Genomic DNA, 15,115 nt, shown 5'->3' with positions numbered 1-15,115 from the left:
TCACAAACTTTCACAAAAAACAAAAACAGATCCAGGTCACACTTTAAATCCACCACAACTCAACACAAAACGTGACATTGATCATTACAAGTATTTAATTCGAATTTCAAAAAAAACCAAAAGTGATCAAAGTCACAAAGTATTTTGATTTTAAATTTGTCAGAAGATCGGATTGATCACTAAGATTTTTATTGACAGATTTAAAAGTGGCTTTTTGTTATTAAGTTACAAGTTAATAAGTTGAACTTGGTCACTTAAAAACCGTTTCTCAGCCTAAGAAATGCGGGCGTAGATCACGAAAAACCCGTTGTCAGTTCCAATTGGAAAATGTGTGGTAAATTGATTGGGTACTAAGCAATCAAACAAACGGTTTTGGCGAACCGTTTACTACAACAAGATTCATCAGAACATCGAACGGGGAATTGTTATGATATCACCAGATGCCAAGATCAAGATACAAAATTTTGGTCGTTTTCTGTCAAACATGGTAATGCCAAACATCGGCGCGTTTATCGCGTGGGGCTTTATCACTGCTCTATTTATCCCAACTGGATGGCTACCAAACGAAACGTTAGCCTCTATGGTTGGCCCAATGATTACCTACTTGCTGCCACTACTTATCGGTTACACCGGTGGTAAATTAGTTGGTGGCGATCGTGGTGCGGTAGTCGGTGCAATCACAACAATGGGTGTGATTGTCGGCACAGACATCCCAATGTTTATGGGGGCAATGATGGTCGGCCCAATGGGCGGCTGGGCTATCAAGAAATTCGATAACTACATCGATGGTAAAGTAAAAAGTGGCTTCGAGATGTTGGTTAACAACTTCTCTGCGGGCATCATCGGCATGCTATGTGCGATCCTTGCCTTCATCTTTATCGGTCCATTCGTAAAGATTCTTTCTGGTGGCTTGGCGGCTGGCGTTAACTTCCTAGTTTCTGCTCACCTGCTACCACTGACTTCAATCTTCGTTGAACCTGCGAAGATCCTGTTCCTAAACAATGCGATCAACCACGGTATTTTCTCTCCACTGGGTATCCAACAAGCGTCTGAAACAGGTCAATCGATCTTCTTCCTAATCGAAGCAAACCCAGGTCCTGGACTAGGTATCCTGCTAGCTTACATGGTGTTTGGTAAAGGTACGGCTCGTCAAACGGCAGGTGGTGCATCAATCATCCACTTCTTCGGCGGTATCCACGAGATTTACTTCCCATACATCCTAATGAACCCTCGCCTAATCCTTGCGGCTATCGCAGGTGGTATGACTGGCGTATTCGTTCTAACTATCTTTAACGCAGGTATCGTTTCTCCAGCATCACCAGGTTCAATCTTTGCAATCTTGTTGATGACTCAGAAAGGCTCAATCGTTGGTGTTCTAGCGTCTATTGCAGCAGCAACAGGCGTGTCATTCGCCGTAGCAGCACTGCTAATGAAGACTCAAACGTCAACAGAAGAAGACGGTGATGAAGCAGCACTAGAAAAAGCAACATCACAAATGAAAGACATGAAATCTGCATCTAAAAACGATGCGGTGGTAAACAGCCAAAGCAAAGGTGACGTAGACCTAGCGACAGTACAAAGCATCATTGTCGCTTGTGATGCGGGCATGGGCTCGAGTGCAATGGGCGCGAGCATGCTACGCAAAAAGGTTCAAGACGCAGGTCTGAACATCCACGTAACCAACCTTGCCATTAACAGCTTACCAGAGAGTGCAGATATCGTGATTACTCATAAAGACTTAACGGATCGTGCACGTAAGCATGCTCCAAACGCACACCACATTTCATTGACTAACTTCCTAGACAGCGAGATGTACAACCAGCTAGTCACCAAACTACTAGCAGCGCAAAACCAATCCGCAGCCAATGACGACCAAATGGTAAAAGTTTCGCTCGTGGCAGCAAACGACGACAACTTCGAGCCACAGCAAACGTCGGTGTTCCAAATCCAGCGTGAAAACATTCACCTAGGTTTGAAAGCTGCCAACAAAGAAGAAGCGATTCGCTTCGCGGGCAACAAGTTGGTCGAACTTGGCTACGCAGAACCAGAATACGTAGACGCGATGTTTGAGCGTGAAGCATTGGTTCCAACTTACCTAGGCGAATCTATCGCAGTACCTCACGGTACGGTAGAAGCGAAAGACCGCGTGAAGAAAACTGGCATTGTAATCTGCCAATACCCATCGGGTATCCAATTTACTGAAGACGACGATGATGTAGCGAAACTGGTTATCGGCATTGCCGCTAAGAACGATGAGCACATCCAGGTGATTACCACCATTACGAACGCGCTCGATGAGCCGGAGGCAATTGAGAAGCTAACCAGCACCAACGATGTGGAAGAGATTCTAAACATCCTTGGCGGTCAACAAGCGGCTTAATTACCCCTTTAATTTGCTCCTGAGGCAAATGAGGTCAGCTGTCACCCCCTATGCGGTTGGCCTCCCCCTAGTTTCGTAAGTCAACATTTTAGACATTGGTAGGTAAGAATTATGAAAAACGCAGTTCATTTTGGCGCAGGTAACATTGGTCGTGGCTTCATCGGTAAACTATTAGCAGATGCAGAAGTCGAGGTCACATTTGCAGATGTAGACGCACCACTCGTCGATCAACTGAGTCACAAGCAAGAATACAAAGTAAAAGTGGTCGGTACTGAGTGCCAAATCGACACAGTAACTCACGTCACCGCAGTAAACTCAGCCAGTGAAGATGTCATTGACCGCATTGTAAAAACCGACTTGGTAACAACAGCGGTTGGCCCTAACGTACTGGACATCATTGCAAAAACCATCGCTACCGGCATTGCTAAACGCTTTGCAGCAGGTAACGATAAACCATTGAACATCATAGCGTGTGAAAACATGGTTCGTGGCACCACACACCTAAAAGGTGAAGTGTACAAACACTTGGATGAATCATTGCACGCGAAAGCAGACGAGTTGGTTGGCTTTGTCGATTCAGCGGTAGACCGTATCGTACCACCAGCAGAAGCGGCGAACGATGACCCACTAGAAGTTACTGTAGAGAGTTTTAGCGAATGGATTGTGGATGAGCAGCAATTCAAGGGCGAAATCCCTGACATAGCTGGCATGGAAAGAACCAACAACCTAATGGCATTCGTAGAACGCAAGCTATTCACTCTCAATACAGGCCACTGCATTACCGCTTACCTAGGTTGCTTGAAAGGCCATCGTACCATTCGTGAAGCAATTGAAGACCCAAGCATTCACGCTGAAGTAAAACAGGCGATGCAAGAAAGTGGTGAAGTGCTGATCAAACGTTACGGCTTCGACCGTGACATGCACAACGCCTACATCGAGAAGATTTTAGGACGCTTTGCCAACCCATACTTAGTGGATGAGGTGGACCGCGTAGGTCGTCAACCAATTCGAAAATTGGGTGCAAACGATAGATTAGTGAAGCCTTTACTCGGTACAATTGAGTATGGCACTGAAAATCAAACACTTTTGAAAGGCATTGCCGCTGCGTTGAAGTACACTAACGACACTGACCCACAAGCCGTAGAGCTACAAAACTCATTAAAAGAAGTGGGTGTGAAGAAGACGCTAGCGACATACACAGGTCTTGCAGAAGACAGCGATGAAGTGGCTCAAATCGAGACACTTTACAACCAACTTTGATTTACCTAGGGGAGCTCGGCTCCCCTTCTATGTCCTTCTCTGCTTGAAGAGTTGGGATAGCTAATAATTAGAAATGTATTCAGTATATGGCAGATAACATCAACGAAACCGAGATCATTGAGCGATTAAACAGCGCACCATCGGTACGAGGCTTTTTCATTGCAGCAGTCGACGTTTTTAACGATTCGATCGACGGGTTGGTGCAAAGAATCTTTCGTAAAGATAACTTCGCTGTTCAATCGGTTGTCGGTCCGCTGCTACAAGACTCTGGACCGCTGGGCGATCTGTCTGTTCGTTTGAAGTTATTGTTTGGCTTGGGAGTGCTCCCCGATGACATCTACCACGACATCGAAGACATCATCAAACTCAAAAACCAACTCAATAGTGACGCTTCAGATTACGAATTCACTGACCCGAATATTCTAGAACCAATTAAGAAACTGCACTTGGTGAAGAAAATGGGCATGGTGCAACTGGAAGTCAGCGAACCAGATGACGACATCGACCTTGAGTTTTATCAGCTACAACTGCAACGTCAACAACAAATCATTAAGTCAGGGCTCTCACTTGCCATTGTCGAGATTTGCAATGAGCTCGGCAAAGACAGCCCTTTTTAATCGAAAAACTGGCACGGAAGCCTCCTCAACTCGCCCCTCTTTTTGCACATTCTTCTATACAACATGCGTGAAAGCCATCACAGTCCATATTCCGATGTCTCTGTAACATCAGACCAATCTATCGCTAGTATTGAAACGGGATCGCATGCTTTCAATCGAAGACACTAAAACTAAGTGGGAGTTTTTCCAGAAACACCACTGGGTATCTCCAGAATTTTCCCGCACTCCCGTCCTCGAGTCGTGGGAGCGTTGCATAAAGCAATGCAGCCCTTATACCTGGTCAAAACCACATATTGCCTCTGGTTTTACCTTCTCATCTCTGATGAAACGCAACGAGCACCTCATCGAATGCGCCACTACCGTACTTGAAGACACTTACGATATGCTAGGAGACGAAGACCTGCTATTGATGGTGACTGATGGCAACGGCTGTATTCTCTCCACCGTCGGGCACGACTCTATGCGACAAGAGATGCAAGCACTCGGTATTAAACAAGGCTGCTTTCTGTCTGAAGGGAAAATTGGCACAAATGCAGTCAATCTCTGTATCAACACTCACATCCCATGTGAAGTTTTTGCTGCAGAACATTTCAATCGCCACTTGCACTCTTATGCCTCTGTAGCGGCGCCTGTTTTTGACCAATTTGGAAAATTACGCGGTACAACATGCCTTTTCAGAAAAGCGGAAAGCTATAAGAAAGAAGACTTAGTCATCATCGCGTCGAGCGCGAAAGAAGTCAGCTTGCAAATCCACATTCAGTCGGAACAAGAAAACATGAACCGCCTCACTTGTGCGCATAACGCAACGTTAGAGTGCATGGATGACGGCCTTCTAGCGTGGGATGAAGAAAATCGCATCACCATGGTAAATCACCAGTCCGAGCGTTTGTTAAACATTGAAGCCAGTCAGGTCTTGGATAAAGAAGTCTTTTCTGTTTTGCGCTTCCCACCGAATGTCCTTACTAGTATTGAGTCAGGTGCGAGCATAAACCGTAAACTCACAACGGTAGAGGTTCGTGGCGAGTTTGTTGAGGCGATCATCACCTTGCGTCCACTCAACGACGGCACACACTTATTGTTCTTGCACCCTATCGATAAAATTCGCGAACTTGCTCAACAACAAATAGGTGGCAGTGCGCGCTATACGTTCAGCACTTTGCCCGTCATTTCACGAAAAATGAAGCATGTCATTACCGTGGCAAAACGGGCCATAAAGTCAAAATCACCGATTCTAATTACAGGTGAAGAAGGCGTAGGAAAAGCCACTCTCGCCATGGCGATTCATAACGAAAGCGCCTACAAAGAAGGACCATTCATTACGCTCAACTGCCGCTCCATCAATACAGAGCAACTGGTCAAAGAAACCCTGGGGTACGACGAAGGGCAAGGCATGCCTTCAAAGTTTGAGCTCGCCCATGGCGGTACGCTCTTTTTAGAAAAGGTGGAATATCTGTCGCCCGATTTACAAGCCGTGCTACTTAAGTTGTTAAAAACTGGGCTCGTCAGCCGCAGCGACAGTTTGCGATTGATCCCCGTAGACTTTCAACTTATTACCAGCACCGCTTCAGAGATCAGCGAGTATGTCACTCAGCGCTCATTTGGTCGGCAACTTTATTATGAAATCTCCTCGAACGAGCTGCATATTCCGCCACTACGAAAGCGTAAAGAAGACATTGAATTTCTCGTCCAGCAGCTTATCAGCCATTATGAACGCCGCCACAATGTGACGATCTCGATAGAGCCAGTCGCACTGGAAGCGTTGATGAATTTTCGTTGGTCAGGCAACAACTCTGAATTAAGAAACCGAACTGAGCGAATTTTGCTTAACCGCAGTTCCAACTTAATCAAGCTGAACGATATTCCTGAAGACATTAAACTGAATTCTTGCCATACCGCAGAAAATACGCCAGTAATCACGTTAGAAGAAGCCGAGAGAAGAGCGATTGTTCAGGCTTGGAATCAGTGTGATGGCAAAATGCATGATATGGCGAAAGCATTGCAAATTGGCCGCACGACCTTATGGAGAAAAATTAATAAGTTTGGGCTGCAGGAGCAAATGAAGCTGTATTAAGTCGTGAATTGGCGTTCCTATAACAAAAGTAAAACCGGCGTAAGCACGCCGGTACAGGTGTACTAACGATAAGGTATCGATTAAACATCGACAGACAACTGACGAATCTGCGCTTTTAGTCCCGGTAGCATGCTCGAACTGGCGCTGAATTTTCGCAACCCCACGCGGAGCAATGTTTCTGTGGCATTTGGATCGCCAGCCATCTCACCACACATACTAACCGGTATGCCCGCGCGATCGCCTGCTGCACACGTGAGCTCAATGGCTTTTAGTACCGATGGTTCAAAGTAGTTCACCAATTCAGCAACAGCAGCGTTACCTCGATCGGCGGCCATAACATATTGAGTCAAATCATTGGTGCCGATAGAGAAAAAGTCGACTTCTTGGGCTAACGCATCAGCATTTAACACCGCGGCTGGTACCTCAATCATAATACCAACGGGCAAATGAGTCGCATCCAAGCCGAGTTGGTTTGCTTGATGCGCCAACAGCACTTTTACTTTTCTCACTTCTTCAACCTGAGCCACCATCGGTATCATCAATTGAATATTCGGTTGCTCGTGAAAGGCTCTCAGAATGGCTCGAAGTTGAGCGGTAAACAATGACTCATGTTGAAGGCACAACCGCACCCCTCTCAAACCTAAAAATGGATTATCTTCTGCTGGCATAGGATAAGCGGCTAAAGGCTTATCACCGCCAACATCTAGACTACGAATCGTAAGTGGCTTATCACCAAGTGCGGCTGCAATATCACGATACACTTGGTATTGCGCTTCCTCAGTCGGCAACTCATCACTGTTTTGAAATAGAAACTCAGTCCGAAATAGACCAACGCCCTCAGCTCCTGATGTTAGTGCATCATCAATATCTTTCGGTCCACCAATATTGGCGAGTACTGGAATATGGACACCATCACAGGTGACTGCGGCTTGCTGAGCACTCGCTAATGCACGTTGTCGGATGCTTTGCCACTCAATTTGCTGAGCTTCTAATTCCTGCAGTACGGCATCTGAAGGAGAGAACCATAAATGCCCTCGGAAGCCATCAATAGTCACCACTTGACCAGCACGCACAGCATCAAGGCAGCCCTGAGCTTTAACGATGGCAGGAATCCCCATCGCACGAGCAAGAATCGCACTGTGAGAGGTTTTCCCTCCCTCACTCAAACAGATACCAAGCACTTTCGATTTATCAAGCCCGGCCACATCAGAAGGCATCAGGTCGCGGGCCAACAAAATACTCGGTTCCTGAATGTCGATGGCATTAGGCGTTACGCCTGTCATTTCGACCATAACTTGGCGTGCTATATCATGCACATCTGCTTCGCGTTCCCGCATGTACTGACTTTCTGCCTGGCGAAACTCTTCGGCCAACGTTTGCAGTGATTCTACCCAAGCTTGCTCGGCTATCATGCCCGTTTGAATTCGCGACTCGACCGATGCCCATAATTCTGGGTCACTGAGCATCATGCTATGAGCAGCAAATATTTCCCCTTTCGGCTGCTTCGCTTGCTCCTGCAAATGTTGAACAACCACGCCTATCGCACGCTTAACCCGTTCAATTTCATCTTGTTCACTTTGGAAATCACGTTCAGGCACTGCTGGCATTTCATGAGTAAAAAGGACAGCAGGAGCAGTAGCGATACCGTCATTGACTCGAATACCAACAACAGCACCTTCAATCTGATTTGAGGCCATGCCATCGAGCAGAGTATCTGAACTTTCTTCAGGTTCGATAATGCCTTGCTCAACCGCCTCTTTTTCTCCGAAGTGCTCATAAGCTAAGGCTTCAAATGCCTTGATTGCTTCACTGGATTGAGAGCCGAGTGCGCACAGCGTGATCGTCTCTTGGCTACGAACGCCAAGTTTCGCAATGCTGTTTAAGCTTTTCGCGTTCACACGGCGCTCGCCTTTTTTCAACCATAATTGGCAGTCAAAAGGCGCGAGTGCACCAACAATGGCCGCAGCGGGACGAGCATGTAATCCATGCGGATTTTGCACTACCCAATCAAATGTCCATTCTTGCTCAAAGTTCTCTGATACTGGCGCTATCTCAGCGGATGTTAGTGGCTGATCACCAAGGTGCTCTTGTTTTACGCTTAACGCATTCTGTGCCTCTTCGACTACCGTCGATAAAGGCAGTCCGGCGGCGGCAGCCACCGACGCCGCCATGGTTCCTTCAACAATAGGTGCCGAGATAAGGGTGACATTTTCCCTCACATGATCATCAATCAGGTCCAGAGCCATTTCCGTGCTAAGCAACGCGCTGCCAAGATCCATCAACACAACAACCCCTTGTTGATCTTGTACCTGCTCAATCGCTTCCATCACGGCAATGGCATCGGTTCCGATCGGGTTCTCTGGATCATCAATCCCAGCAGCAATCGCAAGCTTGGCTTTGCCTTGCGTCATTTGGGTGGCAAGTTCTGCCACCCCTTCGGCAAGTCGACGACTATGAGATACAACTACAATTCCCACCATCTTAATTACCTGCTATTGCCTGCTGTAGTGCTTTAATCATTAACAAAGAAGAGGTTGCACCGGGATCTTGGTGACCAATACTGCGTTCACCTAAATAGCTTGCTCGCCCTTTTTTCGCCAACATTTCAATCGTGGCAACCGCGTTCGTTTCTGCTAGCTCAACCATTTCATTAAGTAAGTGATCGGCGCTCATGCCATTTTCTAACGACGCCTTCACGCTAACTAAAACGGGTAACCAAACATCACACATGGTTTTATCACCCAGTTCCGCTTTACCACGAGACACCACGCCATCCACACCGCTTTTTAGTGCATCGACCAACTCTTCAAACGTTAGTTGCTCTCGGGTTCCGACAGCGGCAGCCGTGCGAATAAACAGCGTGCCATACAGCGGGCCACTTGCCCCACCAACACTAGAAAGTAAGGTCATGCCCGTATTCTTGAGAATGCTGCCGATATTTTGGTCCGCAAATTGCGGCAGTTTTTCAGCAACTTTTTTAAAGCCACGGTTCATATTGAGACCATGGTCTGCGTCACCAATATCACGATCAAGGTCGGTCAGAAAATCTTGATTCTCTTGATACGTTTTTGCACATAACTCTAGCCAGTGAACGATATGTTGTTTTTCAATTTGCATGTTTGCTCCCCCCTCTTACCACTTGATCGCGGCCGTATCGACAGGAGCATCGAACAGCTCCAACATCTCTTTATCTGCCTTCAACAACGTAATCGAAACGCCTTCCATATCGAGTGACGTACAGAAGTTACCAACCATATTACGCACGATACGGAACCCTGCTTGCTCGCAGTTATGAGCCAGACGGCGGTACACTCCGTAAAGCTCTGAAGTTGGCGTACCACCCATACCATTCACCATCACGATGTAGTCGTGTTCAGCGGCGAAAGGCTCAATGCTGGATTCCACTTCATCCCATTCACCTTCGTCACGATTCCAAATATGCAATGTGCGCTGATAAGGTGTGTTTTCAGCAACTTCAGCAAACATTTCATCCACTAACGTATCGACATCGGTGTATTTCACTCGCTTGATACCTGGTTCACCATGGATACCAACACCAAACTCCACTTCATCATCTTCCAGAACAAAAGATGGTTTACCTGCTGCGGGTACAACACAAGCATTAAGCGCCACGCCAAATGAACGACAGTGATTATTAACGCGACGAGCCAGTGCTTCACATTGCTCCAACGAATAACCTTTGCTCGCGGCAGCCCCAACTAACTTTTCAACCAATACCGTTCCAGCTACGCCACGGCGACCAGCGGTATACAGGCTGTCTTTGACTGCAACATCGTCATCCACCAACACCGACCCAACTTTGATGCCATCGGTATGAAGCAGCTCCACAGCCGTTTCAAAGTTCAACACGTCTCCGGTGTAGTTTTTAATGATAAATAGCACGCCTTCACCAGTATTCACTTGGTTGCCACATTCGTACATTTGATCTGGCGTTGGTGAAGTAAATACCTCTCCAGGGCAGGCGCCTGTCAGCATGCCTTTACCAATAAAACCTGCGTGCAAAGGTTCATGACCACAGCCACCACCAGAAACCAGTGCCACTTGCCCCGGTGTTTCCTCGTGCCACATGTAACGAGGTTCGTAGTTCGCTTTTAGCTCTGGGCGAGATAAAGCCAGACCTTCCATTTGCTGCAATACAACATCATCAACTTGGTTAATTAACTTTTTCATCGTTCTATCTCATTCCATTTATATTTTTATGTAGGGTATGAATTCATCTTAAACAGAGAAAATGCGTGCTCAACAAAAATCAATCCGTTTCATATTGAAACAAAAACTTCGGCATTATTGTTTCAATATGAAACGAAAAACGACAAATTTTCCTGAATAGTGATCGTCGCCATAAAGCATGCTGATTCTTATTACTTCTGGCAGTCGGTTTGACACAAAGGTCATAAAAGCATGGAACAAAACCAGAGATATCCTTCACCACTTACCACACCAAACCTAATATAAACCTTATCCCTACAATGGATATTCATTGCAGTCCAAAACACACATAAAAAAGGTTAAAGGTTTGAATTATGGACAAAATTATTATCAGCCCAAGCAAATACGTCCAAGGTGAACAAGTACTTACATCTATCGCTCACTATGTGAAAACATTGGGTGAACGTCCGTTAGTAATTGCCGATGAGTTCGTGACTAACCTGGTTGGTGATGACGTCAAACAAAGTTTTGCTGACGAAAAGCTTCCACTCGCTATGAACATTTTTGGTGGCGAATGTTCACGCGTTGAGATTGAACGCATCACGGACATTTGTGCCACTCAGAAACACGATGTCATTGTCGGTATTGGTGGTGGTAAAACGTTAGATACAGCAAAGGCTGTTGCGTTTTACACAAAAATTCCTGTCGTGGTGGTTCCTACGATTGCCTCGACTGATGCGCCAACCTCAGCGCTTGCGGTGATATACACACCTGAAGGTGAATTTGCAGAATATTTGATGATCCCTAAAAACCCAGACATGGTCATCATGGATACGTCAGTCATCGCCAAAGCCCCTGTTCGCTTACTTGTATCGGGGATGGGCGACGCGCTTTCCACCTACTTTGAAGCTCGTGCCAACATGACTTCTGGTAAGGCAACAATGGCTGGTGGGTTAGCGACGCGTTCAGCACAAGCGCTTGCGAAACTTTGCTATGAAACCTTGCTTGAAGATGGTGTAAAAGCAAAAGCTGCAGTAGAAAATGGTGTGAGCACCAAAGCGGTAGAAAACATTATTGAAGCCAATACATACCTTAGCGGTATCGGTTTTGAAAGCAGTGGTCTAGCGGGTGCTCACGCTATTCATAACGGCCTAACTAAGCTTGAAGAGTGTCATCATCTCTATCATGGTGAGAAAGTCGCGTTCGGCACACTAGTTCAGCTGGTACTAGAAAACGCAGCGATGGAAGAGATTAATACGGTTCTTGCATTCTGCCGCTCTGTAGGTCTACCAACCAACTTATTTGATATGGGCGTTAAAGAGCTTAACCACGCTAAGTTGCGCGAGGTCGCCGAAGCCTCAACGGCCGAGGGAGAAACCATCCACAATATGCCATTCCCAGTGACGGCAGAAAATGTCTACTCTGCAATTCTAACCGCTCACCAGTTGGGTCAATAACTCACAAACCTTAAAATGGGTTTAAATAAAAAAGCGGCACATACTCTCGCATGTGCCGCTCAGGATTTTTGCTGTTAAGCGTAATTACTCAACCGTTACCGCTTTCGCTAGGTTACGTGGTTGGTCTACGTCCGTACCTTTGATCAGTGCTACGTAGTAAGACAGCAACTGCATTGGGATGGTGTAGTAGATCGCCGCCGTGATTTCACTAACGTGAGGCATAGTGATGATCTTCATTGTCTCATCGCCTTCGAAGCCTGCGTCTGCATCTGCGAATACGTATAGAAGGCCGCCACGCGCACGCACTTCTTCAACGTTTGATTTTAGCTTTTCAAGTAGGTCGTTGCTTGGTGCAACCACAACAACTGGCATGTCAGCATCAATTAGAGCCAGAGGACCGTGTTTTAGTTCACCCGCCGCGTACGCTTCTGCGTGGATGTAAGAGATCTCTTTCAGTTTTAGAGACGCTTCCATCGCGATTGGGTAGAACTCGCCACGGCCTAGGAACAATGTGTGGTGCTTGTCTGCAAAATCCGTTGCTAGTGCTTCAATTTCTTTCTCGAAAGAAAGTGCCGCGTTTATTTGCTTAGGAAGTGCATGCAGCGCTTCAACAATCTCTTTTTCTTTCTCTTTGCTGATGCGGCCTTGCTCTTTACCTAGTGCCGTTACCAGCATAAGTAGTGCAGAAAGTTGAGTCGTGAACGCTTTGGTTGAAGCCACACCGATTTCAACACCAGCGCGAGTCATGAACGCAAAATCTGATTCACGAACCAGAGAAGAGCCAGCTACGTTACAAATGGTCATCGCTGCCATGTAACCTTTCTCTTTTGCTAGGCGAAGTGCTGCTAGGGTATCAGCGGTTTCACCAGACTGAGACAACGTGATCAATAGGCTGTTTGGGCGAGTCACAAACTTGCGGTAACGGAATTCAGACGCAATTTCTACATCACAGCTAACACCTGCAATGTCTTCAAACCAGTAACGTGCCGTCATACCTGCGTTGTAAGACGTACCACACGCCACGATTTGTACGTGTTCTACTTTGCTTAGAATGTCTGCCGCGTGCACACCGATCGCGTCTGTCACAACAGAATCTGACGTGATACGACCTTCCATTGTGTTGATCAACGCTTTAGGTTGCTCATAGATTTCTTTTTGCATGAAGTGACGGTATTGGCCTTTATCACCTGCATCATGCTCTGCATTAGATTCAACAATTTCACGCTCAACTAGCTCACCCGTTGCATCAAACACAGTGACTTCACGGCGAGTAATTTCTGCTACGTCACCTTCTTCTAGGTACATGAAACGGCGCGTAACGTTAAGTAATGCAAGTTGGTCAGACGCTAGGAAGTTTTCACCTACACCAAAACCGATCACGATCGGGCTGCCTGAACGCGCTACTACGATGCGTGAAGGATCTTTGCTATCCAACGCTACCGTGCCGTATGCGCCTTCAAGTTGTTTTGCTGTTTTTTGTACCGCTTCTAATAGCGTTTCTGAAGTACGAAGTTCCCACTCAACCATGTGTGCGATAACTTCTGTATCCGTTTGCGATTCAAACACATAGCCACGAGATTGAAGCAACTCACGCAGCTCTTCATGGTTTTCGATGATGCCGTTATGTACCACTGCGATATCACCAGACATGTGTGGGTGAGCATTGATTTCAGAAGGTTCACCGTGCGTCGCCCAACGAGTGTGCGCAATGCCAGTTCCGCCGATCACTTTTGCTTCTTCTACTGCATCAGCCAATTCTTGTACTTTACCCAAGCGACGAACGCGCGTTAGGTTTGATTCGCCATCAACAACCGCAACGCCAGCAGAGTCGTAACCGCGGTACTCTAAGCGGCGTAGACCTTCAACCAAAATTTCTGCAACATCTCGTTGTGCTACTGCACCTACGATTCCACACATGTGTTTATCTCCGTTTGTAGTTTTGTTCTTCCCTAGCCATGATTTCAAATAGAGGCAGCAAGCAAAGGCCTTTATCCAGAGGGAAGTAAAATATGAAACTGATTACATTATTAGGCGCAAATGACTTTCACGCCATGTTGTTCAATCTGTACTTTATGCTCTGCTTGGATATCTGCATCGGTCACCAACACATCAACTTGATGCCAAGCGAGCTCTAAGTTTGGGATCTTACGGCCGATTTTTTCGGACTCGATCATTACGATCACTTCACGTGACGCTTCTGCCATTACCTTACTTAAGCCAACCAACTCATTAAATGTCGTGGTTCCACGCTCGAGATCGATGCCATCCGCACCGATGAATAGTTGGTCAAAGTCGTAAGCTCGTAATACAGATTCGGCCACTTTGCCTTGAAAGGACTCTGAGTGCGTATCCCAAGTACCGCCAGTCATCAGCAGTGTCGGTTCGCTCTCTAATTCATTTAGGGCGTTAGCAACATGCAACGAGTTGGTCATGACCACTAAGCCACGTTTGTCATTCAACTGTTGAATCAGCGCGGCAGTCGTGCTGCCACTGTCGATCACGATGCGATTATGATCGCGAATCAATGATGCTGCTGCTTTTGCTAAGCTTAACTTTCGAGTCGAAACATTAGCGCCCAATTCTTCGTGAATGACTTCCTTTGGGATAGCAATCGCACCGCCATAGCGGCGTAGAAGTTGGCCGTTTTTCTCTAAAGAAGCTAAATCCTTTCTAATCGTGACCTCTGAGGTTTCGAATTTCTGAGCAAGTTCATCAACGCTGACTTCTCCTAGTTCAGAAACCAAGTTAGATATGGCGTGTCTTCTTAATTGAGTATTTCGTTTCGACATTTAAGTTTTGATTTTAAGTTTCGATGTGAAACTTATTATAGTCAAACCGAAACTTTTAAGTCCATTTATTTCGATCCAAAAAATTAATATTTCTCGATAAAACCTTGTCCTAAGACAATTCTTAAACAGTGATATTGGATTCATTCAGTGGTAGAATTCGCCACCGAAAAGAAAAAAAATTACAGAATTGAAGGCTATTTTTTTGCAACTTTCTGCATATAAAGTGGGATTAGTCACAAAAAGGTAACCAAAATCGCCGATCTTTTAGTCATAAAATGACTAAACTTGGTGAAAGACTTTCAGAATCTGAAGTTCTAATAATGAGACGAAAAATCGGTGGGTGACAGGTACTAAATGTCATCAAAAACGTC

General features: G+C 46.1%; 10 protein-coding genes. 5 read left to right on the top strand and 5 right to left on the bottom strand.

Annotation, left to right across the window (positions count from 1 at the left end; all coding sequences use genetic code 11):
• The first annotated feature begins 427 nt into the window (after positions 1–427).
• The 4 genes from N646_RS12695 to dhaR all read left to right on the top strand — a co-directional run bounded on the left by N646_RS12695 (position 428) and on the right by dhaR (position 6,328).
• Positions 428–2,380, top strand: coding sequence for a PTS mannitol transporter subunit IICBA (locus N646_RS12695; RefSeq protein ID WP_005379710.1), 1,953 nt, complete (start codon positions 428–430; stop codon positions 2,378–2,380).
• A gap of 111 nt (positions 2,381–2,491) precedes the next feature.
• On the top strand, positions 2,492–3,640 hold the full coding sequence (locus N646_RS12690; protein WP_005379709.1) for a mannitol-1-phosphate 5-dehydrogenase: 1,149 nt from the start codon (positions 2,492–2,494) through the stop codon (positions 3,638–3,640).
• 86 nt (positions 3,641–3,726) lie between these two features.
• A complete protein-coding gene (locus N646_RS12685) occupies positions 3,727–4,257 on the top strand; it encodes an MltR family transcriptional regulator (protein WP_005379708.1) in 531 nt (176 codons plus the stop codon).
• Between the two features lie 145 nt (positions 4,258–4,402).
• Complete coding sequence (gene dhaR, locus N646_RS12680) at positions 4,403–6,328, top strand: dihydroxyacetone kinase operon transcriptional regulator DhaR (protein ID WP_017820257.1); 1,926 nt, start codon at positions 4,403–4,405, stop codon at positions 6,326–6,328.
• A gap of 80 nt (positions 6,329–6,408) precedes the next feature.
• Here the strand turns inward: dhaR and ptsP are convergent, their stop codons facing one another.
• From ptsP to dhaK, 3 genes are read right to left on the bottom strand one after another with little or no spacing between them, the layout of a single operon-like run.
• Positions 6,409–8,808: a phosphoenolpyruvate--protein phosphotransferase gene (ptsP, locus tag N646_RS12675; protein ID WP_017820258.1), complete on the bottom strand. Its 2,400-nt coding sequence runs from the start codon at positions 8,806–8,808 to the stop codon at positions 6,409–6,411.
• A 1-nt stretch (position 8,809) separates the two neighbouring features.
• Positions 8,810–9,445 (bottom strand): dihydroxyacetone kinase subunit DhaL, encoded by a 636-nt coding sequence (gene dhaL, locus N646_RS12670; protein ID WP_005379705.1) that lies wholly within the window; start codon positions 9,443–9,445, stop codon positions 8,810–8,812.
• Between the two features lie 15 nt (positions 9,446–9,460).
• Positions 9,461–10,519, bottom strand: a complete 1,059-nt coding sequence (dhaK, locus tag N646_RS12665) for a dihydroxyacetone kinase subunit DhaK (RefSeq protein ID WP_017820259.1) — start codon at positions 10,517–10,519, stop codon at positions 9,461–9,463.
• A gap of 353 nt (positions 10,520–10,872) precedes the next feature.
• Here dhaK and N646_RS12660 point away from each other — a divergent pair, with 353 nt between their 5' ends.
• Complete coding sequence (locus N646_RS12660) at positions 10,873–11,955, top strand: glycerol dehydrogenase (protein ID WP_017820260.1); 1,083 nt, start codon at positions 10,873–10,875, stop codon at positions 11,953–11,955.
• An 84-nt stretch (positions 11,956–12,039) separates the two neighbouring features.
• On the opposite strand, the gene glmS is transcribed toward N646_RS12660, so the two are convergent.
• The gene (gene glmS, locus N646_RS12655; protein WP_017820261.1) at positions 12,040–13,872 is read right to left on the bottom strand and encodes a glutamine--fructose-6-phosphate transaminase (isomerizing); all 1,833 of its coding nucleotides are present in this window, start codon (positions 13,870–13,872) and stop codon (positions 12,040–12,042) included.
• Between the two features lie 110 nt (positions 13,873–13,982).
• On the bottom strand, positions 13,983–14,744 hold the full coding sequence (locus N646_RS12650; protein WP_005379701.1) for a DeoR/GlpR family DNA-binding transcription regulator: 762 nt from the start codon (positions 14,742–14,744) through the stop codon (positions 13,983–13,985).
• Positions 14,745–15,115 lie beyond the last annotated feature (371 nt).

Origin of the sequence: Vibrio alginolyticus NBRC 15630 = ATCC 17749 (assembly GCF_000354175.2) — a bacterium.
GTDB classification, from domain to species: Bacteria; Pseudomonadota; Gammaproteobacteria; order Enterobacterales; family Vibrionaceae; genus Vibrio; species Vibrio alginolyticus.
The sequence above is the reverse complement of the archived record's forward strand: the minus strand, read 5'-3'. Positions and strand labels throughout refer to the sequence as shown.